This window comes from Nocardia sp. NPDC050717 (assembly GCF_040654275.1).
Taxonomy (GTDB): Bacteria; Actinomycetota; Actinomycetes; order Mycobacteriales; family Mycobacteriaceae; genus Nocardia.
In genome coordinates this window covers 77413-102606 of record NZ_JBFAHR010000008.1, presented here as the reverse complement: position 1 = coordinate 102606, position 25194 = coordinate 77413, and the positions used below count along the sequence as shown (strand labels likewise).

The 25194-nt window shown below is 69.3% G+C and carries 17 protein-coding genes and 1 pseudogene; 13 read left to right on the top strand and 5 right to left on the bottom strand.

Translation table 11 applies throughout. From position 1 onward, the window contains the following. Positions 1-429, top strand: a complete 429-nt coding sequence (locus AB0H56_RS17790) for a hypothetical protein (protein ID WP_357164031.1) — start codon at positions 1-3, stop codon at positions 427-429. 6 nt (positions 430-435) lie between these two features. On the opposite strand, the gene AB0H56_RS17785 is transcribed toward AB0H56_RS17790, so the two are convergent. Beyond that, on the bottom strand, positions 436-2058 hold the full coding sequence (locus tag AB0H56_RS17785; RefSeq protein ID WP_357164028.1) for a DUF2207 domain-containing protein: 1623 nt from the start codon (positions 2056-2058) through the stop codon (positions 436-438). Positions 2059-2336: 278 nt separating this feature from the next. Here AB0H56_RS17785 and AB0H56_RS17780 point away from each other — a divergent pair, with 278 nt between their 5' ends. After that, entirely contained in the window at positions 2337-3248 is a 912-nt protein-coding gene (locus AB0H56_RS17780) for a neutral zinc metallopeptidase (RefSeq protein WP_357164025.1), read from the top strand. Positions 3249-3306: 58 nt separating this feature from the next. Beyond that, positions 3307-4443, top strand: coding sequence for a neutral zinc metallopeptidase (locus AB0H56_RS17775; RefSeq protein ID WP_357164505.1), 1137 nt, complete (start codon positions 3307-3309; stop codon positions 4441-4443). 3 nt (positions 4444-4446) lie between these two features. Here the strand turns inward: AB0H56_RS17775 and AB0H56_RS17770 are convergent, their stop codons facing one another. Both AB0H56_RS17770 and AB0H56_RS17765 read right to left on the bottom strand, forming a co-directional pair. Continuing rightward, the gene (locus AB0H56_RS17770) at positions 4447-5727 is read right to left on the bottom strand and encodes an ammonium transporter (protein WP_357164022.1); all 1281 of its coding nucleotides are present in this window, start codon (positions 5725-5727) and stop codon (positions 4447-4449) included. Positions 5728-5806: 79 nt separating this feature from the next. Then, positions 5807-6634: a hypothetical protein gene (locus AB0H56_RS17765; protein ID WP_357164019.1), complete on the bottom strand. Its 828-nt coding sequence runs from the start codon at positions 6632-6634 to the stop codon at positions 5807-5809. 440 nt (positions 6635-7074) lie between these two features. Between AB0H56_RS17765 and AB0H56_RS17760 the strand changes: the two are divergent. The 3 genes and pseudogenes from AB0H56_RS17760 to AB0H56_RS17750 form a co-directional block, all read left to right on the top strand. Further along, positions 7075-8922 (top strand): annotated as a pseudogene (locus AB0H56_RS17760) (DNA polymerase III subunit gamma and tau); the annotation flags it as partial. Positions 8923-10515: 1593 nt separating this feature from the next. Further along, entirely contained in the window at positions 10516-11730 is a 1215-nt protein-coding gene (locus AB0H56_RS17755; protein ID WP_357164016.1) for an acetyl-CoA C-acetyltransferase, read from the top strand. A 39-nt stretch (positions 11731-11769) separates the two neighbouring features. Further along, a complete protein-coding gene (locus AB0H56_RS17750; protein ID WP_357164013.1) occupies positions 11770-13920 on the top strand; it encodes a 3-hydroxyacyl-CoA dehydrogenase NAD-binding domain-containing protein in 2151 nt (716 codons plus the stop codon). A gap of 33 nt (positions 13921-13953) precedes the next feature. Here AB0H56_RS17750 and AB0H56_RS17745 read toward each other — a convergent pair whose 3' ends face one another. After that, positions 13954-15345, bottom strand: a complete 1392-nt coding sequence (locus tag AB0H56_RS17745) for an aminotransferase class I/II-fold pyridoxal phosphate-dependent enzyme (protein ID WP_357164010.1) — start codon at positions 15343-15345, stop codon at positions 13954-13956. Positions 15346-15455: 110 nt separating this feature from the next. Between AB0H56_RS17745 and AB0H56_RS17740 the strand changes: the two genes are divergently transcribed. The 6 genes from AB0H56_RS17740 to AB0H56_RS17715 are packed head-to-tail and all read left to right on the top strand — an operon-like array spanning position 15456 to position 23076. Continuing rightward, the gene (locus tag AB0H56_RS17740) at positions 15456-16304 is read left to right on the top strand and encodes a nitrilase-related carbon-nitrogen hydrolase (protein ID WP_232996122.1); all 849 of its coding nucleotides are present in this window, start codon (positions 15456-15458) and stop codon (positions 16302-16304) included. Between the two features lie 16 nt (positions 16305-16320). Beyond that, a complete protein-coding gene (gene hydA, locus AB0H56_RS17735) occupies positions 16321-17742 on the top strand; it encodes a dihydropyrimidinase (protein ID WP_357164006.1) in 1422 nt (473 codons plus the stop codon). A 9-nt stretch (positions 17743-17751) separates the two neighbouring features. After that, on the top strand, positions 17752-18777 hold the full coding sequence (locus AB0H56_RS17730; protein ID WP_357164003.1) for a TIGR03842 family LLM class F420-dependent oxidoreductase: 1026 nt from the start codon (positions 17752-17754) through the stop codon (positions 18775-18777). After that, positions 18774-20102 (top strand): aspartate aminotransferase family protein, encoded by a 1329-nt coding sequence (locus tag AB0H56_RS17725; protein ID WP_357164000.1) that lies wholly within the window; start codon positions 18774-18776, stop codon positions 20100-20102. The genes AB0H56_RS17730 and AB0H56_RS17725 overlap by 4 nt, the downstream gene beginning before the upstream one ends. After that, a complete protein-coding gene (locus tag AB0H56_RS17720) occupies positions 20099-21601 on the top strand; it encodes a CoA-acylating methylmalonate-semialdehyde dehydrogenase (RefSeq protein WP_357163997.1) in 1503 nt (500 codons plus the stop codon). The genes AB0H56_RS17725 and AB0H56_RS17720 overlap by 4 nt, the downstream gene beginning before the upstream one ends. 26 nt (positions 21602-21627) lie before the next feature. Then, the gene (locus tag AB0H56_RS17715; RefSeq protein WP_357163995.1) at positions 21628-23076 is read left to right on the top strand and encodes an NCS1 family nucleobase:cation symporter-1; all 1449 of its coding nucleotides are present in this window, start codon (positions 21628-21630) and stop codon (positions 23074-23076) included. Between the two features lie 48 nt (positions 23077-23124). On the opposite strand, the gene AB0H56_RS17710 is transcribed toward AB0H56_RS17715, so the two are convergent. Further along, a complete protein-coding gene (locus tag AB0H56_RS17710) occupies positions 23125-23871 on the bottom strand; it encodes a hypothetical protein (protein WP_357163992.1) in 747 nt (248 codons plus the stop codon). Positions 23872-24005: 134 nt separating this feature from the next. Between AB0H56_RS17710 and AB0H56_RS17705 the strand changes: the two genes are divergently transcribed. Continuing rightward, positions 24006-25079: an esterase-like activity of phytase family protein gene (locus tag AB0H56_RS17705; RefSeq protein ID WP_357163989.1), complete on the top strand. Its 1074-nt coding sequence runs from the start codon at positions 24006-24008 to the stop codon at positions 25077-25079. The last annotated feature ends 115 nt before the right edge of the window (positions 25080-25194 follow it).

Genomic DNA, 25194 nt, shown 5'->3' with positions numbered 1-25194 from the left:
ATGACTACGCACATCGATCGAACCCCGTCGATCACCACCGACCCCGGCTACCAGGCATTCTGGGCCCTGCGGCTCGGATTCGGCGTCCTGTCCGTGATGTTCGGCCTCGACAAGTTCGTCAACGTCGCGACCGATGACTGGACCCGCTACCTCGCGCCGTTCGTCGACGACCTGATCCCCGGCGACGCGCAGGCTGCCATGACCATCGTCGGCGTGATCGAAATCGCCGCGGGGATCGCGGTTCTCGTGCTCCCGCGCCTCGGCGCGCCGCTCGTCGCGGCGTGGCTGGGCGGGATCATCGTCAACCTGCTGATCGTCGGCGGGTACGGCGATGTGGCGCTGCGCGACTTCGGCTTGATGGCGGCCGCGCTGGTGTTGACCAGGCTGGCCTGGGCCTACCCGAGCGGACTGCCCGCCCGGCGGCCCTGAGGTCGGCTACCGCGGGTTGAACGCGCCCTCCAATGCCGTGATGAAGAACGGGAATTGGGCGGCGAAGCGATGCAGGTCGCGGTCGCGGTCGTAGCCGGCGAACCAGTACAGGCCGGGCTGGGAATCGGCCGAGGGGTCCATGTCGCGGAAGGCGCGGACCCAGTTGTCGGCGCGACCGCTGATCACCGTGTACGGCAGGGCGCGCGAGAAGACCGTCTCCTGATCGATCGGCGGAATCTGCTGGCGGGTCACGGTGTCGAGGCCGCGCTGCATCGCTCTGATCCGCCCGACGACCGTGTCGCCGAGGGTGGTGCGGGTCGGCAGGTAGGTGGGCAGCAGCACGGCGGCCACACCGGCCAGCGCGATCGCGACGCCGACCAGGGCGTGGCCCGCGGTGAGCGCCAGCGCGACCGTGGCACCGGCGCCGAGGACGATCAGCGCGATGCCGATCCAGCGGGGGAGCGCGCGCTGCTTCGGGTCGGCGAATGCGCCGGTGGCGACCGCGTCGTCGCGCATGGCCGCGCGGATCGGCTCCAGCTCGACCCGGCCGGGCGCGCGGAGTTCGCGGACGGCCACGGTGTCGGTGCCGTCGGGGAGCAGCATGTCGTAGACCACGCGCTCGTAGTCGCGCAGCTGGTCGTCGGCGGCGTTGACCCGGCTGATCCGCCAGTCGTCCTCGCCGCGCGCGTTCACCGGCGTGATCCACAGGTAGCGCCGGACGGCGAGATCGACGACGGTCGCGGCGATGTCGACCGGATCGGCGTGCTCATCGAGCAGCAGCCCCGCCTCACCCGGCAGCACGCCGTCGGGGGAGGTGAACTCCACCCGGCCGTTGCGCTGGACGAGCGGATCGAAGGCGTCGCTGCTCGCGATCGCCGCCGCCGCGCGTTTGCGCGCGAGCAGGACGTAGGCGAGCATCCCGGCCAGCGCCAGCAGCAGTGTGCCGAACGCGGCGAACACGGGCGTGGTCAGGGCGAACGGGCTCGCATCACCGCCGCGCACATCGGCATTCGCCTCGACGGTGCCTGGCGGCATCTGCATGGTGAGGTCGATCGCGTCGCCCTTGCGCAGGTCGCGCTGGCTCAGATACAGCACGCCGTCGGGTTCGACGTGCACGTCGGCGCAGGGCTTGGTGTTGCCCGCCGGGCCGAGTTTGCAGTCCACCACGCCCATCTGGAAGCTCGGGCTGATCACCGACACGTCCAGCGCGGCGATGTCGGCGCTCACCACGCCGAGCCAGTGGAACACCTGTGTGCCAGGCGAATCCGAGACCGTGTTGTGCACCGAATAGGTGAACTTGGATTCGCCGGGCTTCGCCTCGACGACGAACTGATCGTTGACGGTCGTCGCGGTGCCCGCGCCGGTCGCGCTGACATCGGTGACCTTGAACCGGCGCTCGACATCGTCACCGACCTTCAGGCGCAACGGCAGTGACATCGTGAAGTTGCCGTCGGCGGGCACACCGACCGTCTCGGTGACCTCGAGCACACCGGCTTCGGTCAGCGTGAGGTCGGCGGTGATCGTGACACCGGTCGGCGCGGGCTCCGTGTGGGCTACCGGCGCGGCCGCGAGCAGACCCGCCGAAGCGAGCAGCAGCGCGCCTGCGGCGCCCCCCCGAAAAGTCAGCATGGCTGCTTACTCTAGACAGCTTGCTATTCTGCGTCAGCGGCTGTCGGCGACTCACGAGACGAGGGGGTACGGGGGACGTGACCCAACCACCGTACGGTTATGGCCCGGTCGGTCCAGGTGGACGACCGGTTCCGCCGCCCCCTGGGTATGGGCCGCCACCGGGATATCGTCCGCAGCCGGGCTACGGTCCGCAGGGTTATCCACAGCCGCAGGGTTATCCACAGGGCTACGCGCCGCGCCAGGGCTACGGCCCGCCGTCCGGTTACCGGCCGCCGCCGATGCCCTACGGGCCGCCGGGCAGGCCGACGCCGCCGCCGCGCAAGGGCCGCGGCGGGCTGACCTCGCTGCTGCTCGTGGTCGTCTTCCTGGTCGTCGGCGGCCTGGTGAAGTTCGCCGTCAACACCGGAATCGACGTCGGGATCGGCGCGATCGGCCCGAAGCCGAGCACCACCTACGAGCCCGAATCCGGCACCGCGGTCGCGGCGACCGCCGACAATCCGCTGCTCACCGACGCCGACGGCACCCTGGTCCCCGCCGCCTGCGACTACGCGCCGTGGGGCACCCAGGTGGAGAAGGCGCGCGCGTTCTTCGAATCCGCCGCGACCTGCCTCGAGGCGGCGTGGAAGCCGGTGATGGCCGCGAACGACCTGCCGTTCGAATCGCCGACGCTGAGCGTCACCGCGACCACGGCGGGCATCACCACCCCGTGCACCGGGTCGACGAGCAATTTCGCCGCCTTCTACTGCGCGGCCAACAAGACCATCTACATGCCGATCAGCCAGCTGCAGACCGAGCAGTTCCGCGACAACTGGGTCATCTACTTGTCGGTGTTCGCGCATGAATACGGTCACCACGTGCAGGCCCAGTCCGGCATCCTGCGCAAGGCCAACAGCGAACGGGTTGACGCGGGTGTGCGCTCGGACAAGGGTCTCGAGCTCTCGCGCCGAGTCGAGTTGCAGGCCAACTGCTTCGACGGCATGTTCATCGCCTCGTCGAAGGGCGGCGGCTCGCTGTCGTCGAACCAGGTCACCCTCGCCACCAAGGACTCCTACGGCCGCGGCGACGGTCCCGGTGACATGCGTGACCACGGCACCTCCGAGCACGGTGGCCAGTGGTTCGAGGCGGGCCTCGAGCGCAACCTCACCGCTCAGTGCAACACTTTCACGGCGTCCGCCAGCGAAGTGAGCTAGCTCGCGACGTTCGCGGAGGGGGCCGTTCGATGTCGAGTGTGGAGTTGTCGTTGTGAGCATGCCGCCGCGTCCCGGACCGATGTACGGGCAGCCGCCGCAGCCCTACGGCTACCACCAGCAGCCGTACGGGTATCAGCAGCCGTATGGGCAGCCCATGCCGCCACCGTACGGCCGCCCGCTGCCGCCGCCGTACGGCTATGCGCCGCACGGGTATCGGCGACCGCCGCCGCGCAAGAGCGGCTGGTTCGGCTCCCTGCTCACCGTGTTGACCGTGTGCGGGATCGTGGGTGCGCTGGTGGTGGCAGCCGTCGCGATGTCGGAGCAGACCTCGGCGAATCAGGCCGCGACCACGACCCCGCCGAGCCACACCTACAGCTCGAATTCGCCGGTGCCGACGACGAGTTCGGCGCCGACCAGCGCGACCACCGTGCGCACCTCGGCCCGCACCACCGCGCCGACCACGACGAAACCCGCTGGGCCGCAACCGGTGATCGCGCTCGGTCAGCATCCGCTGTTTCGTGACGGCGATGCCGGCCTCGGCAATCTCGATTGCGACCTGCCCCGCTGGTCGACCGACGCCGCCGTCGCCAAGGCGTTCTTCGCCGCGGCGCAGGTCTGCCTCGACCAGATGTGGAAGGCCAATCTCGCGGCGGCGAACCTGCCGTTCCGCAGTCCGGGCCTGGTCGTCGCGGTGAATCCGTCGGAATTGTCCTCGCCCTGCGGTGGGGCGAGCAGCGATGCCTTCTATTGCAGTGCGTCGAGCACGATCTACATGTCCACGGCGGGTCTGGTGCTGCACAACACCCCGTACCCGCCGATGGAGGCGCTGTCGGTGTACGCCCACGAATACGGTCACCACGTGCAGGGACTCACCGGCCTGCTGCAGGCCTCGTCGAATCAGCGCCGGGAACAGGGCACCATGTCGGCGGGCGGCCTGGAGACCTCACGCCGAATGGAGTTGCAGGCCAGCTGCTTCGGCGGCATGTACATCGGTTCCTCGGAGGCGGGCGGCTCGTGGACCTCGCAGGAGGGCTACGCCGCGGTGAAGCACAACTACAACCGCGGTGACGGCGACGGCCGCCACCGCGATCACGGTACTCCCGAACACAACGGCAACTGGTACAACCACGGCTATACCAAGAACCGCAACTTCGAGTGCAACACCTGGCTGGCCCCGGCCGACGAGGTCAGCTAGCGGTCAGTGCCCGCCGTAGTGCCCTTCGCCGAAGCGGCGCGGCGAACTGCCGTGCACGCCTTCGGCATACGCGGTCTCGGCGTGCAGGGCGAAGTCGATGCCCGCGGTCTCGTCCTCCTTGCTCACGCGGAAGCCGATGATCTTGTCGATGCCCTTGCCGAGGACGAACGACACCGCGAACGCGTACGCGGCCACCACGAGCACCGCCACCAGCTGCTTGCCGAGCTGCGCGAAACCGCCGCCGTAGAACAGACCGTTCACCCCACCCGTCATCACCTCGGTGGCGAGCAGGCCGATCAGGATCGTGCCGACGATGCCGCCGACGAAGTGCACGCCCACCACGTCGAGCGAATCGTCGTAGCCCGCCCGGTGCTTCCAGCCGACGGCGAACGAACACACGACGCCCGCGGCCAGGCCGACGATCACCGCACCGAGGGTGTTGATCACGCCGCAGGACGGGGTGATCGCGACCAGACCTGCCACCGCGCCCGAGGCCGCGCCGAAGGTCGTCGGCCTCCCGTCGCGGACCTGCTCGACGAGCAGCCAGCCGAGCATGCCGAGGCTGCCTGCCACCAGCGTGTTGAGGAAGACCGCCGCCGCGGTACCGCTCGCGCCCAGGGCCGATCCGGCGTTGAAACCGAACCAGCCGAACCACAGCAGCCCGGCGCCGAGCAGCACGAACGGCAGATTGTGGGGTCGCATCGCGTCGATGTTGAAGCCGATGCGCGGGCCGAGCACCAGCGCCAGGGCCAGTGCCGAAGCGCCGGAAGCGATCTCGACGACCAGGCCGCCCGCGTAGTCGAGCGCGCCGAAACCGAGCAGCCAGCCGTCGGGACCCCACACCCAGTGCGCGATCGGCGCGTACACCGCGAGCGTCCACAGCGGGACGAAGGCCATCCAGCCGGTGAACTTCGCGCGGTCGGCGATCGCGCCGGAGACCAGCGCCGCGGTGAGGATCGCGAAGGTCAGCTGGAAGGTGACGAACAGCAGTTCCGGGATCGTCCCGCGCACCGAGTCGGGATTGATCCCGGCCAGCCCCGCCTTGTCCAGGTTGCCGATGAGGCCGCCGCCCGCGTCGTCGCCGAAGGCGAGGCTGTAGCCGGCGACCAGCCAGACCACGGTGACCAGCGGGATCGCGATGAAGCTCATCATCAGCATGTTCAGCACGCCGGTCGAGCGCACCATCCCGCCGTAGAAGACGGCCAGCGCGGGCGTCATCAACAGCACCATGGCGGTAGCCGCTAACAGCCAGGCGGTGGCCGCAGGATCGATCGTTGCGGGCACGGAAACTCCTTCTTCGACGCGTGAGTGCGTGGAAGGAAATTACCCGACGACCGCCCTGGTTGCGTCGTGGCGGCGGGTACTAGCTGCGGGTTTCCTTCGCCAGCGCCCGTCGGCCGCGCTTGCCCGGTGCGGGGAGGTCGTCGTCGCTGTCGGCGAGCCACTCGGCGGTGACCAGCCAGCGGCGCTGGGCGTGCGCGTCGGCGACGTCGAAGAAGACGCGGCGGCCGCGGTCGTCGCGCACGTCGCGGGCCAGTGCCGCCCAGCTCGGTGGCCTGCCGCGCTCGGCGATGTGGTCGACGACGAATCCGGCGACGAGCTTGCCGACCATGTTGACCGGCTTCTGCGACACCCGATTGCCGTATTTCGTGGTGTGCCAGCGGCGGGCCGGACACAGCGAACCCGGGTTCGCGTTCGAGGCGATCCAGCCCGCCCGCTGCGCGCGCTCGATCAGCCACAGATGCTTCACGGCCGACGGCGCGATCTCGCCGACCCGCTCGGCGATGAGTTCGGTGATCTCGGCGTCGGCGAGGATGTCGCGCCGGGTGGGGCCGATGCCGTGTTCGGTCCAGTGCGCGGCGGCGAGCCTGGCCAGGATGCGGCCGAACTCGTCGATGCTGCGCTGCGCGCGCCTGCCGAGGCGTTCGATCCGCTCGGCCTCGCGGCGCATCTCGTTCTGCGCGGTGAGGGTGCGGATCGCGGCCATGGTCGGCACCTGCCCACGTTCGAGCAGTTGCAGGATGGCGGCCGCGGTCGCCGGGTCCGCCGCCGCGGCGACGGGCAGCGAATCGCGTTTGATGTCGAAGTCCTGGGGGCTGATCGCCCGGCTCAGCAGGCCGACCGCGGCGTGGTCGCCGGCGAAATCGGTGTGGGCGAGCCAAGCGGCTGCGATGTCATCACACGACAGCACGGTGAAACGTTCCTCCGGTCGGCGGTGGGGGAGCGATACGGTGCGCGAAGGTTGTGCCCCGGTCGGGATGAGGGACCGGCCGGGGTCACCAACCTGATGAAGGTTTGGCCACCGAAGTTGCCGAGATCCACGGTAGCCAGGGGCTTGCGACGCTGTCACCACGGTTGATGGTTTCGTTACTTCCAGAATGTCGGGCCATATCAGGCAGTGAGTACGCATTCTCGAAGCAACCAGGATCGATGGCTTTTCACGGCAGGATTCGCCGCGTGTGGAGTAGTTGATAGCTCGGCCGTTGCACCTGGTCACCTAGCTTTGTCGGGATTGTTCCGACCTCGACCAGAGTTGTGATTCATGTCACGTTTGTGGAGCGGTCTTCGGGACGGGCCGCGATGCGTCAGCCGCACACCCGCCTGTCACACCTCGCCGGTAGCCTGTGGGCCGTGGCTCTGTACCGGAAGTATCGACCGGCGACATTCGCTGAGGTAGTGGGTCAGGAGCATGTCACCGACCCGCTGAGTACGGCGCTGGACACCGGGCGGATCAGCCATGCGTATCTGTTCTCCGGGCCGCGCGGCTGCGGAAAGACCTCCTCGGCACGCATTCTCGCGCGCTCGCTCAACTGCGTGGAGGGCCCGACTTCGACGCCGTGCGGTGTCTGTCCCTCCTGCGTGGCGCTCGGGCCGGGCGGCGCGGGGAATCTGGACGTCATCGAGCTCGACGCCGCCAGCCACGGTGGTGTCGACGACACCCGCGAACTGCGCGACCGCGCGTTCTACGCGCCCGCCGAGTCGCGCTATCGCGTGTTCATCGTCGACGAGGCGCACATGGTCACCACGGCGGGCTTCAACGCGCTGCTCAAGATCGTCGAGGAACCGCCTGCCCACCTGATCTTCATCTTCGCCACCACCGAGCCGGACAAGGTGCTGCCGACGATCCGCTCGCGCACGCACCACTATCCGTTCCGGCTGCTGCCCCCGGCCACCATGCGCGGCCTGCTCGGCAAGATCTGCGAGCAGGAGCACGTGCCGGTGGAGGAGGCGGTGTATCCGCTGGTCATCCGGGCCGGTGGCGGTTCGCCGCGTGACAGCCTGAGCGTGCTCGACCAGCTGCTGGCCGGCGCGGGGCCCGACGGCGTCACCTACCAGCGCGCGGTCTCGCTGCTCGGCGTCACGGATGTGGCGCTGATCGACGACGCCATCGACGCGTTGGCCGCCGACGACGGCGCCGCCCTGTTCGGCACGATCGACAGCGTGATGGAGGCGGGCCACGATCCGCGCCGTTTCGCCGTCGACCTGCTCGAGCGCCTGCGCGACCTGATCCTGCTGCGCGCGGTCCCCGACGCCGCCGACCGCGGCCTGGTCTCCGGTCCCGGCGACGTCCTGGAACGCATGCGCGACCAGGCCGAACGCATCGGCCCGGCCACCCTCACCCGCTACGCCGAACTCCTGCACGAGGGCCTGGGCGAGATGCGCGGCGCCACCGCCCCCCGCCTGCTCCTCGAGGTCATCTGCGCCCGCATGCTCCTGCCCTCGGTCTCCGACACCGAGTCCGCGACCCTGCAACGCCTCGAACGCCTGGAACGCGGCTTGGCCTCAGGCGCCCGCCCCGCCGCCGCGCCCCCGGCCGACCGCGCGCCCGCCCAGGCCGACGACGCAGCCCCGCCCGCCGAACGCCCCGCCGCCCCGCCGGCCGGCTCCGGAAACCGCCGCCGCGGCGCGGAACTCCTGGCCGCCGCCCGCGCCGAAAAGGAAGCCGCCGCAAGCGGATCTGCGGCGCCCGCGGGGTCGGCCGCAGCCGCGAACCCGGCAACGTCCCAGTCGAACCGGCAGGCAGGCGCCGCGGGCGCCCCACCTGCCGAGCCGAGCCGGCAACTCCGCGCGCCGAGCGCGCCTGCCGCCGGTGCGGACGGGCAGGCCGCCCAGCCGAACCCGCAGGTTGGCGCTGCAACCGCACCGTCTGTCGAGCCGGAGCTCGGCGGGCCTACCGCTGGGCCGGGCGGGCAGGCCGCTCAGCGGAATAAGCAGGCCGACGCCGCGAGCGCAATGTCTGACGGGCCGAGCGCATCAGGTGCTCAGCCGAACCAGCAGGTCGGCGCGTCGAGCGCACCGCCGACTTCGCACGGCCCGGAAGGTCTGGCGGGTTCGCGTAGCCCGCAGGACGACGGCCGGAATGCGCATGGCGCGCAGGCGGACCCGCGATCGGGTGGCCGGGGCGATGCTGCCGGTCAGGCCTACGACGGTGGTCTGACCGGTGCGGAATCTGTAGCGGAAAGCGTTCCCGCTCGACCTTCTTCGGGTGACGTGCCCGGTCGAGGTGTCGCACCTGCGGCTCTCGCAGGTGGCGCGACCGCTGAGCCCGCCCAAGGCGACCCGACCCCGCGTGAACCGGAAGCGCCTGCGCGGCAAAACAATTCGACCCCGCAGCCGCCCGTGCCGCACCAGGACGCAGGTCGCCAAGCGGCCGGCCCGCATCAGCCGCCCCATGAACCGCAGGCGCAAGCCGCACGGATCGAGGCCACCTCGCACCGGGATCCCGCCGCCCAGCAGCAGGTGGACGCCGCACGGCGGGCCGCCGCGGAGGACGCTTCACAGCCCGCGGTCGGGCGCGAACAAGAGGTCGAGGCCGCGGCACCCGGTTCGCAGCAGGATGCCGCCCCGCAGCAGCCCGCCGAATCTCAGGCGGCTGCAGCACGACAGGCCGCCGGAGCGCAGGCGGGTTCCCCGCAGCAGGGGGGCGCCGCTCAGGCGCCTGCACCGCAGGAGGCCGCCGGACCTCGGGCGGGTTCCTGGCAGCAGGGTGCCGCCGCTCAGGCACCTGCACCGCAGCAGGGTGCCGGACCTCGGGCGGCTGCGCAGCAGGATGCCGCCGCTCAGCCACCTGCACCGCAGCAGGGTGCCGGGCCTCGGGCGGCTGCGCAGCAGAGTGCCGCACCTCAGGCGGCATCCGCGCCGCGGGAATCGTCAGGTCGTGCGGTGGCCTCCGGCGACGAAACCGCAGCTCAGCGGCCTTCTCCCGGGCAGCAGCCCGTCGAGGATCTCGTCGCCGTGGTCGAGGGGGCCTGGGCGGAGATCAAGGGGAAGGTGCGGGAGTTCGGGCCTACGCTGCAGGCGTTGTTGTCGGGGGCGGCGGTGTCGCGGGCCGAGGGCAGCACCATTGTTTTCGCGCATCAGAGTCCGCCGTTGGCGCAGCGGTTGTCGGATCCGCGCAATATCGACGCGGTGCGTTCGGCCGTGCGGGCGGTGCTCGGGCGGGAACTGGATGTGCGCTGGGAGACGGGGACGCCCGCGCCGAGGCCGGCTCCGGCCGCGAAGGCGGCGGGCGGTGCGGCGCGCGGGGCGGGGCCGGGGGAGGCCAAGCCCGCGGGACGGCCGAAGTTCTCGCGCCCGAGCCAGGCGAAGGGCAATCCGGCGGGCCAGGCCAGGCAGGTCGGTGACGACGACATCCCGCCGCCCGATTTCCCCGACCTACCGGACGATCCCGGCCCCGAGGAGGGGTACCCGTCCGATCCGGGCCGGTCGGGTGGGGAATCCGCGCGTGGTGACGCCGCCTTGGCACCGCCGACGCCGGAGGAGGAGCAAGAGATGCTGGCCGCCGCCGCGGAGCCGGTGGCTCCCGGTGACCGGCAGGACCCTGATGAGGTCGCTCTGGCGTTGCTGCGCGCGGAGCTCGGAGCGAAGAGTCTGGATGGTTGACAGCCACCCGCCGGACCACGTTAAGTTAACCGGAGTTCGCACACCACGGTAGTATGAACGGGTGGCCGGAATCGCCGGATGGGGCATGGCTCTATGCTCCGCTGGTGCTGCCGGATTTGTACGGCGTCGAAGACGATAGGTCGTGGCGTTCGTGCGGCCACCGCACCCCAAGGAAGGAAACACTCCGATATGACCACAGAGGCCTACATCTACGAGGCCATCCGCACTCCGCGCGGCCGCGGCAAGAAGAACGGCTCGCTGCACTCGGTCAAGCCGATCGATCTGACTGTTGGTCTGATCCAGGAGCTGCGTGGCCGCTTCCCCAACCTCGACGAGGACCAGATCTCGGACCTGATCCTCGGCGTCGTCACCCCGGTCGGTGACCAGGGCATGGACATCGCCCGCACCGCGGTCACCATCGCCGGCCTGCCCGACACCGTCGGTGGCTTCCAGCTCAACCGCTTCTGTGCCTCCGGCCTCGAGGCCGTGAACCTGGCCGCGCAGAAGGTGCGCTCCGGCTTCGACGACCTCGTCATCGCCGGTGGCGTCGAGTCCATGTCGCGCGTGCCGATGGGCTCCGACGGCGGCGCCTGGGCGCTCGACCCGGCCACCAATTACGACGGCTACTTCGTGCCGCAGGGCATCTCGGCCGACCTGATCGCCACCATCGAGGGCTTCTCCCGCGATGACGTCGACGCCTACGCGGTGCGTTCGCAGGAGCTGGCCGCCAAGGCCACCACCGGCGGCTACTTCGCCAAGTCGATCGTGCCGGTCAAGGACCAGAACGGCCTCGTCGTGCTCGACAACGACGAGCACATGCGTCCCGGCACCACCGCCGCCGACCTGAGCAAGCTGAACCCCTCCTTCGCCGGCATCGGTGAGATGGGTGGCTTCGACGCCGTCGCGCTGCAGAAGTACACCTACATCGAGAAGATCAACCACGTCCACCACGGTGGCAACAGCTCGGGCATCGTCGACGGCGCCGCCCTGGTGCTGATCGGCTCCGAGGAGGCGGGCAAGAACTCGGGTCTGACCCCGAAGGCCCGCATCGTCGCCACCGCGACCTCCGGCGCCGACTCCACCATCATGCTGACCGGCCCGACCCCGGCCGCGAAGAAGGCGCTGGACCGCGCCGGTCTGACGATCGAGGACATGGACCTCGTCGAGATCAACGAGGCGTTCGCCTCCGTGGTGCTGAAGTTCCAGAAGGACCTGAACGTCCCGGACGAGAAGCTGAACGTCAACGGCGGCGCGATCGCCATGGGCCACCCGCTGGGCGCCACCGGCGCGATGATCACCGGCACCGTGGTCGACGAGCTGGAGCGCCGCAACGCGCGCTACGGCCTGGTCACCCTGTGCATCGGCGGCGGCATGGGTGTCGCCACCATCATCGAGCGCGTCTGATCCCCGGCCGACACTTCTCATAGGAGAGAACGAAAAACTATGACTGACAACATCATCGGCTGGGAGAAGGACGCCGACGGCGTGGTCGTCCTCACGATCGACGACCCCAGCCAGGGTGCCAACACCATGAACGACGCGTACATCTCCTCGATGGCCGCGACCGTGGACCGCCTGGAGGCCGAGAAGGACGACATCACCGGTGTCGTGCTCACCTCCGGCAAGAAGACCTTCTTCGCCGGCGGCGATCTGAAGAACATGATGCAGGTGGGCCCGGACAACGCGCCCGAGGTCATGAAGATGCTCAACGACGTCAAGGGCCCGCTGCGCCGCCTCGAGCAGCTCGGCAAGCCGGTCGTCGCCGCCATCAACGGCGCCGCCCTCGGCGGTGGCCTCGAGATCGCGCTGGCCACCCACTACCGGGTCGCCGCCGACGTCAAGGGCTCGGCCATCGGCCTGCCCGAGGTGAGCCTCGGCCTGCTGCCCGCCGGCGGCGGCGTCACCCGCACCGTGCGCATGCTCGGCCTGCAGGGCGCGCTGATGCAGGTGCTGCTGCAGGGCCAGCGCCACCGGGTCACCAAGGCCAAGGAAATCGGCCTGATCGACGAGGTCGTCTCCTCGGTCGAGGAGCTGCTGCCCGCCGCCAAGGCGTGGATCGCGGCCAACCCGGAGGCGGCCCAGCCGTGGGACAAGAAGGGCTTCAAGATCCCCGGCGGCACCCCGGCCACCCCGGCGCTCGCGGCGAACCTGCCCGCGTTCCCGGCCAACCTGCGTAAACAGATCAAGGGCGCCAACATGCCCGCGCCGCGCGCGATCATGGCCGCCGCGGTCGAGGGCGCGCAGGTCGACATCGACAACGCGTCGCTGATCGAGTCGCGCTACTTCGTCAATCTGCTGACCGGCCCGGTCGCCAAGAACATGATCCAGGCGTTCTTCTTCGACCTGAACAGCATCAACAACGGCGGTTCGCGTCCGAAGGACGTGCCCAAGCGCGAGATCAAGAAGATCGGCGTCGTCGGCGCGGGCATGATGGGCGCGGGCATCGCCTACGTCTCGGCCAAGGCCGGCTACGAGGTCGTCCTCAAGGACGTCGAGCTCGCCAACGCCGAGAAGGGCAAGGCGTACTCGGAGGCCATCGAGGCCAAGGCCCTCTCCCGTGGCAAGACCACCCAGGAGAAGTCCGACGCGCTGCTGGCCCGCATCAAGCCGACCGCCGACGCGGCCGACTTCGCCGGTGTCGACTTCGTGATCGAGGCCGTGTTCGAGAACCCCGAGCTCAAGAACAAGGTCTTCCAGGAGATCGAGGACATCGTCGACCCCGACGCGCTGCTCGGCTCGAACACCTCGACCCTGCCGATCACCCTGCTGGCCAACGGTGTGAAGCGCTCTGAGGACTTCATCGGTATCCACTTCTTCTCCCCCGTGGACAAGATGCCGCTGGTGGAGATCATCAAGGGCGAGAAGACCTCCGACGAGGCGCTGGCCCGGGTGTACGACTACACCCTCGCCATCAAGAAGACCCCGATCGTCGTCAACGACAGCCGTGGCTTCTTCACCTCGCGCGTGATCGGCACCTTCATCAACGAGGCCATCTCCATGGTCGCCGAGGGTGTCGACCCGGCCACCGTCGAGCAGGCCGGTCTGCAGGCGGGCTACCCGGCCGCGCCGCTGAAGCTCAGCGACGAGCTGAACTTCACCACCATGCAGAAGATCTACAAGGAGACCGCCGAGGCCATCGTCGCGGCCGGTGGCGAGCTCAACGCCGCCTCCGCGAAGACCGCCGAGGTGCTCGACACCCTGGTCGGCAAGTACGACCGCAAGGGCAAGGCGGGCGGCGCCGGCTTCTACGACTACGTCGACGGCAAGGCCACCGGCCTGTGGGACGAGCTGCGCTCGCTCTACAACTCCAGCCGTGAGCTCCCGGAGGGCGTCACCTTCCAGGACCTCAAGGACCGGATGATGTTCGCCGAGGCCATCGAGACCCAGAAGTGCTTCGACGAAGGCGTGCTCACCAGCACCGCCGACGCGAACATCGGCTCGATCTTCGGCATCGGCTTCCCGGCCTGGACGGGCGGCTCGCACCAGTTCATCGTCGGCTACCCGGGCGGCCAGGAGGCCTTCGTGGCCCGCGCCGACGAGCTGGCGAAGAAGTTCGGCCCGCGCTTCGAGGTTCCGGCCTCCCTGCGCAAGTAAGCGGTACCCGGCCGCGGCCGGTCCGGAAGCCCGTCACCGTTTCGGTGGCGGGCTTCCGTCGTTCGGGGTCGCGTCGCCGAGGGAGAAGTATTCGGCCTGGCGGGGGCGCGCGGCCATGGCGAGCACGGCCGCCACCTCGTCGACGCCGTCGGTGAGCGGTGCGATGGTGACGCGCACCGCCTCGGGATGTCCGCGGTCGGCGGCGAAGAACGGGCCGCCGGGCGCGACCCGAATGCCGTTGGCCGCCAGGTGAACCAGGGCGCTGCGCTCGTCGGCGACGGGCAGCCACGCGTTGAGGCCCTGCCCGTCGGCGATCCGCACCCCGCGCGCGCCGAGCGCGGCGACCAGGGCCCGGCGGCGGGCCTGGTATTGGTCGCGCGCGAATTCGACAGTGCGGGTGACGGTCTCGTCGCGCAGCATCTCGTACAGCAGCCGCTGCAGGATGCGCGGTGTCCAGCCGGGGCCGAGTACCCGGGTGGCCACGATCCGGTCGATGACCTCCTCCGGGCCCGACAGGGCCGCGATCCGCAGGTCGGGTCCGTGTGATTTGGAGTAGCTGCGCACGTGCAGCACCTGGTCGGGCAGCCTGCGCCCGAGGCTCACGTCGGGGGCGGGCACCACCGGGCCGGAGTGGTCGTCCTCGATGACCACGCACCGGTGGTCGCCGCGACGCAGGATCTCGGCCAGCTCGGCGGCCCGCTCGGCGCTCATCGACGCCCCGGTGGGGTTCTGCGCGCGGGGTTGCAGCACGGCGGCGGTGGCGCCGGTGGCCAGGGCGCGCGCGAATTCGCTCGGCAGCACGCCTTCTTCGTCCATGCCGACCGGGACGGTCTCGGCACCGATGGAGTCGAGGTAGTCGAGGATGTAGGGGAAGGTGGGGTCTTCCACGATCACCCGGTCGCCGAAGCGGACGACCGCCTGCAGGCTGCGGGCGACGGCGTCCATGGCACCGTCGACCACGGTGAGCGCACCCGACTTCGTCGGCCAGTCGGCTTGCAGCAGGCGACCGAGTTCGGGCACCACCGGCGCCTGGTGGTAGTCGGTGGTCTCGGTGCCCAAGGCCAGCCGCGACAGGATCGCGCCGACCTCGGGTAGCAGCAGTGGGTCGGGGGTGCCCAGCGAGAGGTCGAGCCGCGCCGAGGTGGCGCCCTTGGTCATGCCGTCGGTGCGGGAGGCGGGCCGGGGGCGGGTGCCGCCCTCGGCGACGAAGGTCCCGCTGCGTCCCCGTGAGACGACCAGGCCGGCCTGGGCCAGCGCGCGCCAGCCGTGGCTGACGGTCGCCGGGCTCACGCCCAGGCGGCTTGACAGTTCCCGCACGGTCGGCAGCCGATCGCCCGGACGTAGCTCTCCGCTGGTGATCAGGCGGGCGATGGCCCCGGCGATCCCGGCGGGTGTCGGGTCATCGATCTGAATCCGGTCGTTCATTTCCACTTCTCGATCGCGGTGCGAGATTTACACTTCCGGCATTGACTGAAATATTCAGGAAATGTTTACCGTCGAAGATAACATAACCAACTTCGGTAGGAGATCGACAGGTGACGACAATCAAGGCAGCCATCACCCAGGCAACGTGGACCGGCGACAAGAAATCGATGCTCACCAAGCACGAGGGATTCGTCGAGGAAGCCGCGGCCGCTGGAGTGCAGGTCATCTGCTTCCAGGAACTGTTCTACGGGCCGTATTTCGGCAATGTGCAGGACAAGAAGTACTACGAGTACGCCGAATCGGTCCCCGGCCCGACCACCGAGCGTTTCGCCGAACTGGCGCGGGCGCACCAGATGGTGATCGTGCTCCCGGTGTATGAGGAAGATCAGCCCGGCGTGCTGTACAACACCGCAGCGGTGATCGACGCCGACGGCACCTACCTGGGCAAATACCGCAAGCACCACATCCCGCACCTGCCGAGCTTCTGGGAGAAGTTCTACTTCCGCCCCGGCAATCTCGGCTATCCGGTGTTCGACACCGCGGTCGGCAAGATCGGCGTGTACATCTGCTACGACCGGCACTTCCCGGAGGGCTGGCGCGCCTACGGCCTCGGCGGCGCCGAGCTGGTGTTCAACCCCTCGGCCACCAAACCCGGTCTGTCCAACCGGCTCTGGGAACTCGAGCAGCCCGCGGCCGCCGCGGCGAATCAGTACTTCATCGCCGCGAACAACCGGATCGGCACGGAGACGGCCGAATTCGGCGACGACGCGGTGACCTTCTACGGCAGTTCGTATTTCGTCGATCCGCGCGGCAACTACGTCGGCGATGTCGCCTCCACCGACACCGACGAACTGGTGATCCGCGAGATCGATCTGGATCTGGTGCGCGAGGTGCGTAGCGACTGGCAGTTCTATCGCGACCGCCGCCCGGACTCCTACGACGCCATCGTGGCGCCCTGAGCGCGGGAGGACCTGTATGGCAACCACTTTGATCACCGGCGGCACCGTCGTCTCGGCGACGGGGCGCGGCGCGGCCGACGTGCTGGTCGACGGTGAACGCATCGTCGCGCTGCTCGAGCCGGGCAGCACGGTGCTCGGCGCGAACCTCGCCGAGACCGTCGACACCGTCATCGACGCGAGCGGCAAGTACGTCATCCCCGGCGGTATCGACGCGCACACGCACATGTCGATGCCGTTCGGCGGCACCACCGCCGCCGACGATTTCGAGACCGGCACCAGGGCCGCCGCCTGGGGCGGCACCACCATGATCATCGACTTCGCGGTGCAGAAGTTCGGTGAGCGGGTGCCGGAGAGCCTGCAGACCTGGCACGACATGGCCGCCGGGCAGTGCGCCGTCGACTACTCGTTCCACCAGATCATCGGCGAGGTGAACAAGGAGTCGCTGGCCGAGCTGCGCAGGCTGCCCGACGAGGGCATCACCAGCTACAAGCTGTTCATGGCCTACCCCGGCGTGTTCTACAGCGACGACGCGCAGATCCTGCGCGCCATGCAGACCGGCGCCGACACGGGCCTGCTCACGATGATGCACGCCGAGAACGGCCCGGCCATCGACGTGCTCGTCGAACAGCTGCTCGCCCAGGGCAAGACCGACCCGTACTACCACGGCGTCGCCAGGGCCTGGCAGCTCGAGGAGGAGGCCACCCACCGCGCGATCATGCTCGCCGATCTCACCGGCGCGCCGCTGTACGTGGTGCACGTGTCGGCCAAACAGGCGGTGGCGCAGCTGGCCGCGGCCCGCGATCGTGGCCGCAATGTGTTCGGTGAGACCTGTCCGCAGTATCTGTACCTCTCGCTCGAGGACAACCTGGGCGCGCCGGGCTTCGAGGGCGCGAAGTGGGTGTGCTCGACACCGCTGCGCTCGCGGGAGGAAGAGCACCAGAACCAGGTGTGGCAGGCGTTGCGCACCAACGATCTGCAGATGGTGTCCACCGATCACTGCCCGTTCTGCATGAAGGGGCAGAAGGACATGGGGCTCGGCGATTTCTCCAAGATTCCCAACGGAATCGGCTCGGTCGAGCACCGGATGGACCTGATGTATCAGGGCGTGGTGGACGGCCGGATCACCCTGGAACGCTGGGTCGAGATCACCTCGACCACCCCGGCCAGGATGTTCGGCCTCTACGGCCGCAAGGGCGTGCTCGCGCCGGGCGCCGACGCCGACATCGTGGTCTACGACCCGAACGGCCACACCTCCATCGGCCTGGGCAAGACCCACCACATGAACATGGACCACTCCGCCTGGGAGGGCTACGAGATCGACGGGCACGTCGACGTGGTGCTCTCGCGCGGCAAGGTCGTGGTCGCCGACGGCGAGTACCGGGGGCGCAAGGGCGACGGGAAGTTCGTGCGCCGCGACCAGTGCCAGTACCTGATCTGAGGAGACGCCATGGAATTCGGAGCGGTACTTCAGTGCGACCCGCCCGCCGCGCGCACCGTGCAGCTGGCGAAACTGGCCGAGGCGCACGGCTTCAGCCACCTGTGGACCTTCGATTCGCACCTGCTGTGGCAGGAGCCGTATGTGCTCTACAGCCAGATCCTGCACGAGACCAAGCGGATCACGGTCGGGCCGATGGTGACCAACCCGGCCACCCGCGACTGGACGGTCACGGCCTCGCTGTACGCCACGCTCAACGAGATGTACGGCAACCGCACCATCTGCGGAATCGGGCGCGGTGATTCGGCCGTGCGGGTGGGCGGCGGGAAACCGACCACGTTGGCGACGCTGCGCGAATCGATCCATGTGATCCGCGAGCTGGCGAACTCGCGGCCGGTCGAATACAACGGCAGCACTTTGCAATTCCCGTGGAGCGCCGGCTCGACGCTCGACGTCTGGGTGGCAGCCTACGGGCCGAAGGCACTGGCCCTGACCGGCGAGGTGGCCGACGGATACATCCTGCAGCTGGCCGATCTCGACATCGCCGAGTGGATGATCGGCACCGTGCGCGCGGCGGCGGCAGCGGCGGGCCGCGACCCGGACTCGATCAAGATCTGCGTGGCCGCGCCCATGTACATCGGCACCGATCGCGCGCACATGCGCGACCAGTGCCGCTGGTTCGGCGGCATGGTCGGCAACCACGTGGCCGACATCGTCGAGCGCTACGGCACCGGCGGCGGCGTGCCGCAGGCACTCACCGACTACATCGAGGGCCGCAAGGGCTACGACTACAACCAGCACGGCCGCGCCGGAAACACCCACGCCGACTTCGTCTCCGACGAGATCGTGGAGCGGTTCTGCCTGCTCGGCACCCCGGAGGAACACATCGCGAAGCTGCGGGCGCTCGCCGATCTCGGCGTCGACCAGTTCGCGGGCTATCTGCAACACGACAACAAGGAGGAGACCTTGCGTGTCTACGGCGAAACGGTGATCCCGCGGCTGCGCCAAGCCGTCACCGCGACGAAGGCGTCGGCATGACCGGGGCGACGGTCGGCGTCGACCTGGACGCGCGCGCCTACGAACTCGACCGCGCCCACGTGTTCCACTCGTGGTCGGCGCAGGGCAGCCTGGATCCGATGGTGCTCTCCGGTGGCCGCGGCTGCAGGGTGTGGGACCACGCGGGCCGCGAGTACCTCGACTTCGCCAGTCAGATGGTGAATGTCAATATCGGGCACCAGCATCCGGTGGTCACCGCCGCGATCGCCGAGCAGGCAGCGCGGCTGACCACCATCGGTCCGGCCGTCGCGAATCTGCAGCGCGGCGAGGCGGCGGCGCGGATCACCGCGCACGCGCCCGAGGGCATGAACAAGGTGTTCTTCACCAACGGCGGCGCCGACGCCAACGAGAACGCGATGCGGATGGCGCGCCTGCACACCGGGCGCGACAAGGTGCTCTCGGCCTACCGGTCCTATCACGGCAACACCGGCGCGGCGGTGGTCGCGACCGGCGACTGGCGCCGGATGCCGAACGAGTACGCGCGCGGCCACGTCCACTATTTCGGGCCGTACCTGTATCGCAGTGAATTCTGGGCGGAGACGCCGGAACAGGAGAGCGAGCGCGCGCTGCGGCACCTGGAGCGGGTGGTGCAGGCGGAGGGGCCGCAGACCATCGCGGCGATTCTGGTGGAGAGCGTGCCGGGCACCGCGGGCATCCTGGTGCCGCCGCCGGGCTATCTGGCCGGGGTGCGCGCCATCGCCGACCGCTACGGCATCGTGCTGATCCTCGACGAGGTGATGTGCGGATTCGGCCGCACCGGACGGTGGTTCGCCTTCGACGGCTACGACGTGACCCCCGACCTGATCACCTTCGCCAAGGGCGTGAACTCCGGCTACGTGCCGGTGGGCGGCATCGTGATCTCGGACGAGATCGCCGCGACCTTCGACGACCGCGTCTTCCCCGGTGGCCTGACCTACAGCGGCCATCCGCTGGCCGCGGCCTCCATCGTGGCGGCGCTGGACGTGATGGCCGAGGAGGGCATCGTCGACAACGCCGAGCGCATCGGGCGCACGGTGATCGGCCCCGCGCTGGACAAGCTCGCCGCCGAGCATCCGATCGTCGGCGAGGTCCGCGGCGAGGGCGTGTTCTGGGCGATCGAACTCGTCGCCGATCGGGTCACCCGCGAACCCGTCGACGCCGCGACCATCGCGCGCGTCAAGGCAGGCCTGGCCGCCAGGGGCGTGCTGGTGTTCGGCGCCGACAACCGGATTCATTTCGTTCCACCCTGCGTGGTCACCGAGGCCGAGGTCGCCGAGGCCGTCGCCGCGCTCAGTGATGTATTGGCCGACACTTTGGAGATCCGATGACGCATCCCACCGACACACTCGAGCACTGGGTCGACGGCAAGCCGTGGACCGGTGAATCCACCCGCACCGCACCGGTGTTCGACCCCGCCCTCGGCGTGCCGCGCCGCACGGTCCGGATGGCCACGGCCACCGACGTCGACGCCGCCGTCAAGGCCGCGGCGGCCGCGTTGCCCGCGTGGCGGGATTCCTCGATCGCGACCAGACACCGCTTCCTGCTGAACTTCCGCGAACTGCTCAACGCCCGCAAGGACGCGCTGGCCGAGATCCTCACCGCCGAACACGGCAAGGTGCTCTCGGACGCGGCGGGCGAGATCGCGCGCGGGCTCGAGGTCGTGGAGTTCACGCTCGCGATGCCGCACCTGCTCAAGGGCGAGTTCAGCCAGAACGCCTCCACCGGGGTCGACGTGTACTCGGTGCGCGAGCCGGTGGGCGTGGTCGGCATCATCAGCCCGTTCAATTTCCCGGCGATGGTGCCGCTGTGGTTCTTCCCGATCGCCATCGCGGCGGGCAACACGGTGGTGCTCAAGCCGAGCGAGAAGGACCCCTCGGCGGCGAACTGGCTCGCGGAGGTGGCTGCCGAGGCCGGCCTGCCGCCCGGGGTGCTCAATGTGGTGCACGGCGACAAGGAAGCCGTCGACGCCCTGCTCACCCATCCCGAGGTCGGGGCCATCTCGTTCGTCGGCTCCACCCCGATCGCCGAGTACGTGTACCGGACCGCGAGCGCCAACGGCAAGCGCGTGCAGGCGCTCGGCGGGGCGAAGAACCACATGCTGGTGCTGCCCGACGCCGACCTCGACCTGGCCGCCGACGCCGCCGTCAACGCCGGTTTCGGCTCGGCGGGCGAGCGGTGCATGGCGGTGAGCGTGGTGCTGGCCACCGAGGCGGTGGCCGACGAACTGGTCACGCGCATCGCCGAGCGGATGAAGGACCTGCGCATCGGCGACGGCCGCCGCGGCTGCGACATGGGCCCGCTGATCACCCGCGAGCACCGCGACAAGGTGGCCGGCTACCTCGACACCGCCGTCAGCGATGCCGCGGAACTGGTGGTCGACGGGCGTGATTCCACCTTCGACGGCGACCCGAACGGCTTCTGGCTCGGCCCGACCCTGATCGACAAGGTGCCGGTGAGCTCGGCGGTCTACCGCGACGAGATCTTCGGACCGGTGCTGTCGGTGGTGCGGGTCGAGGGGTTCGAACAGGCCGTCGAGCTGATCAACGCCTCGCCCTACGGCAATGGCACCGCCATCTTCACCAACGACGGCGGCGCCGCGCGGCGCTTCCAGCGGCAGGTGAACGTGGGCATGATCGGCGTGAACGTGCCGATCCCGGTCCCGGTGGCCTACCACAGTTTCGGCGGCTGGAAGGCGTCGCTGTTCGGCGACGCGAAAGCATACGGCCCCAACGGTTTCGCCTTCTTCACCCAGGAGAAGGCGATCACCTCCCGCTGGCTCGACCCGAGCCACGGCGGCATCGACCTCGGTTTTCCGCGGAACAGTTAGCACGATCGAAGCACTAAGGACATCCGATGACAGAAACTCGGGTACGGCCGTCCGATGACGCGCCGAGCAGTTCCACGCTGGTCAACGACGACTTGGCACCCACTACCAAGGAGACGGCGACCTGGCGTACCTGGGACATCTTCTGCCTCTGGATGACCTCGGCGCACAGCATCGCCAGCTACGGCTTCGCCGTCGGCATGCTCGCGCTCGGCATGACCGGCTGGCAGACGATGCTCGCGCTGTTCGCCGGTGTGCTGCTGCTGTGGCTGGGCAGCAATCTGATCGGCGTCGCGGGGCAGAAGGTCGGGGTGCCGTTCCCGGTCTTCGCCCGCGGCGCGTTCGGGGTGTTCGGCGCCAACATCCCCGCGCTGCTGCGGGCCCTGGTCGCTATCTTCTGGTACGGCATCCAGACCTACCTGGCCTCCACCGCGCTGTTGATCCTGCTGTTGCGGGTGGCGCCCGGCCTCGAATCGCTGACCGGCAACGACGTGCTCGGCCTGTCCACGCTGGGCTGGATCGCGTTCCTGGTGTTGTGGACGGTGCAGCTGGCGATCATCAACTACGGCATGGAGGTGGTGCGCAAGGCCTCCGACTTCGCCGGGCCCGCGGTCTGGATCGGGATGATCGCGCTGGCGATCTGGATTCTCGGCAAGGCCGACTGGAGCATCGATTTCAACGCCCGTGCGGGGGAACCGCTCAGCGGTGGCGCGACGGTCGCGACCTTCGTCGGCGTGGCGTTCCTGATGGTGGCGTTCATGGCGGGTCCGCTGGTGAACTACGCCGACTTCGCGCGCTTCTCGCCGAGCCGTAAGGCGGTGCTGCGCGGCAACGCCTGGGGCATCCCGTTCAACGAGACCGCGTTCGTGGTGCTCTCGATCATCATCGCGCTGGCCACGCTGAAGGTGTACGGCAAGGTGCTCGCCGATCCGGTGGCCCTGGTCGCCGACATCGACAGCGACGTGATCGTGGTGATCGCCGCGGTGCTGTTCGCCACCGCCACCGTGGGCATCAACGTGGTGCTGAACTTCGTCTCGCCCGCCTACGACATCTCCAACGCGGCACCGAAGTACATCTCGTTCCGCACCGGCGGCGTGATCACCGCGCTGCTCTCGATCGTGGTCCTGCCGTGGAAGCTGTGGGAGAACCAGAACTTCATCATCTACTTCCTCGGCGGCGTCGGCGCCCTGATGGGCCCGGTCTTCGGCATCCTCGTCGTCGACTACTACCTGGTGCGCAAGCAGCGCACCGTCCTGGCCGACCTCTACACCGACGACCCCACCGGTAGCTACTGGTACACCCGCGGCTTCAACCCCAAGGCCCTGATCGCCCTGGCCATCGCGGGCCCGATCGCGGTGATCGTCGCCCTCGCCCCCGACTCCGGCAACATCACCGCCCTCTCCTGGCCGGTGGGCGCCACCCTCGGCGCCCTCCTCATGTACGCCCTCAACCTCCGCCGCACCCCGGCAACACGCTGATCGAACCAGGACAGCCCCGGTTTCCGAACCGGGGCTGTCTGCTCGGTTTCAGCGGAAGAGGAGGGCGGCGAGGATGTCGGCGTGGCGGTAGCCGAGGTATTTCTGGACGGTGGGCTCGTCGACGGCTGAGGTGGCGGTGGCGAGGGTGACGACGACGAATTGGTCCTGGGCGCCTGCCTTCCACTTGCCGGTGGCGAAGTCGGCGATGGTGGTGCCCGCGCGGGGTTTCAGTGCCTTCTGATCGATCTCGGCGGCGGCGGTCTTGGCGGTCGCGGCGTCGGGCATGACCAGGATGAACTGGGCGAAACGCAGGGCGCCCGCCTCGGCGGACAGGACCAGTTCGGCGGCGTACTGGCAGCCGAGGGTGGTGAGTTTGCCGTCCTTCTCGATCGGGGCGCAGGTGTCGTGGTCGCGGCCCTCGATCCAGTCGGCGCGCAGCGTCACATCGCCCATCTTGAAGTCCCACGGGCCTTCGTATTCGGTGTAGCTCAGCTTCGCGTCCGCCTTCGGCGGCTTCTTGCTGGTGGTGGTGGGTTTCGCGGTGGACGTGCGCACGGTGTCGGAGACCGGCGTTGCGCCCGATGCCGCCACCGCCGATCCGGCGACCGTGTCCTTCGCGCCGACCACCAGCAAACCCGCGCCGCCGAGCAGGGCGAGGACCAGCATCGATGCCAACACGATCCAGCCCGCGTTGGACTTCGGCGGCTGACCAAGGGGTGGGATCTCCTGCGGCTGGCCATAGCCCATCGGCTGGCCCCACTGCTGTGGATCCTGGTTTCCGGACGGATAGGTCATCGTGAAGCCCCCCTGTCGGCGCGGGGGACTCTGACCTCCCCCGAGTTCGTGCCATCGACCTTACTGCGGTGTTCGAATGCTGTTCACCCGTGGGCACAGCGGGATGGTTAGCGTGACCGGTCATGGGACGTCGGATGACTGCGGTGGTTCTCGGTGCGGTTCTCGCCGGGGTGTGCGCGCCGGCCGGGGTGGCGGAGCCGGGCGCGGTGCGGGTGCTGGGGGAGCAGGTCGTGCCCCACGACCTGGACTTCGGCGGCACTGTCGTCGGTGGCCTGTCCGGCATCGATTATCTGCCTGCCACCGGCGAATTCGTCCTGCTCAGCGACGACAGGTCCGAGAAGAATCCGGCCCGCTTCTACACCGCCCGCATTCCGGTGGGCGATGCCGGGATCGGCGCGGTGGAGTTCACCGGCACGATGCCGCTGCGCCGCCAGGACGGTTCGACATATCCGCCGAAGTCCGTTGACCCAGAGGACATCCGGCTCGACCCGCTGACCGGCGACTACCTCTGGACCCAGGAGGGCGAGCGGGCGGGCGCGGTCCTCGCCGATCCGTCGGTCCGGATCGCGCGCCCCGACGGCGCGTTCGGCGCCGAGCTGCCGATCCCGGAAAACGAACGGATGCGGGCGGATTCGGGCCCTCGCCAGAATCAGGCGCTGGAGGCCGCGACTTTCGCCGCGGGCGGCACCCTGGTCGTCACGGCGCTGGAAGGCCCGTTGCTCACCGACGGACCGACGGCCACCCCGAGCGCCGGTGCCACCACCCGGATCACGGTGCAGACCCGGTTCGGCCCGCTGCTCGCGCAGTACGCGTACCCGCTGGAACCGGTCTTCGCCGAGTCGCTGCCCGAGCCCGGCCAGTCGAGCAACGGCGTCACCGCGATTCTCGCCGCCGATCCGTTCGACCCCACCCGATTCCTGGTCCTGGAACGGGCTTTCGCCAAGGGCGTCGGCAATCGGGTGCGGCTGTTCGAGGTCGAGGTGACCCGGGCGAGCAATGTGCTCGACGCGCCGTTGGCCGGGGCCCGTCCGGTCACCAAGCGACTGCTCGCCGACCTGACCGACCTCGGTGTCGAGGCCGTCGACAACATCGAGGGCATGACCTGGGGGCCGCGCCTGAGCACCGGCGAGAAGACGCTGGTACTGGTCGCCGACAACAACTTCGCCGCCGAACAGCGCACCCAGCTCATCGCCCTCGCCCTGCGCTGACCAGCGACGTCGGCGCGCGAGGCCGCCACAGCGCCGAATCTCCACCCGATGGATGCCGGATCGCGCTAGCTTGGAGTTGTACACCTGCGCCGGTGACGCCGATTCGCTTCGAGGG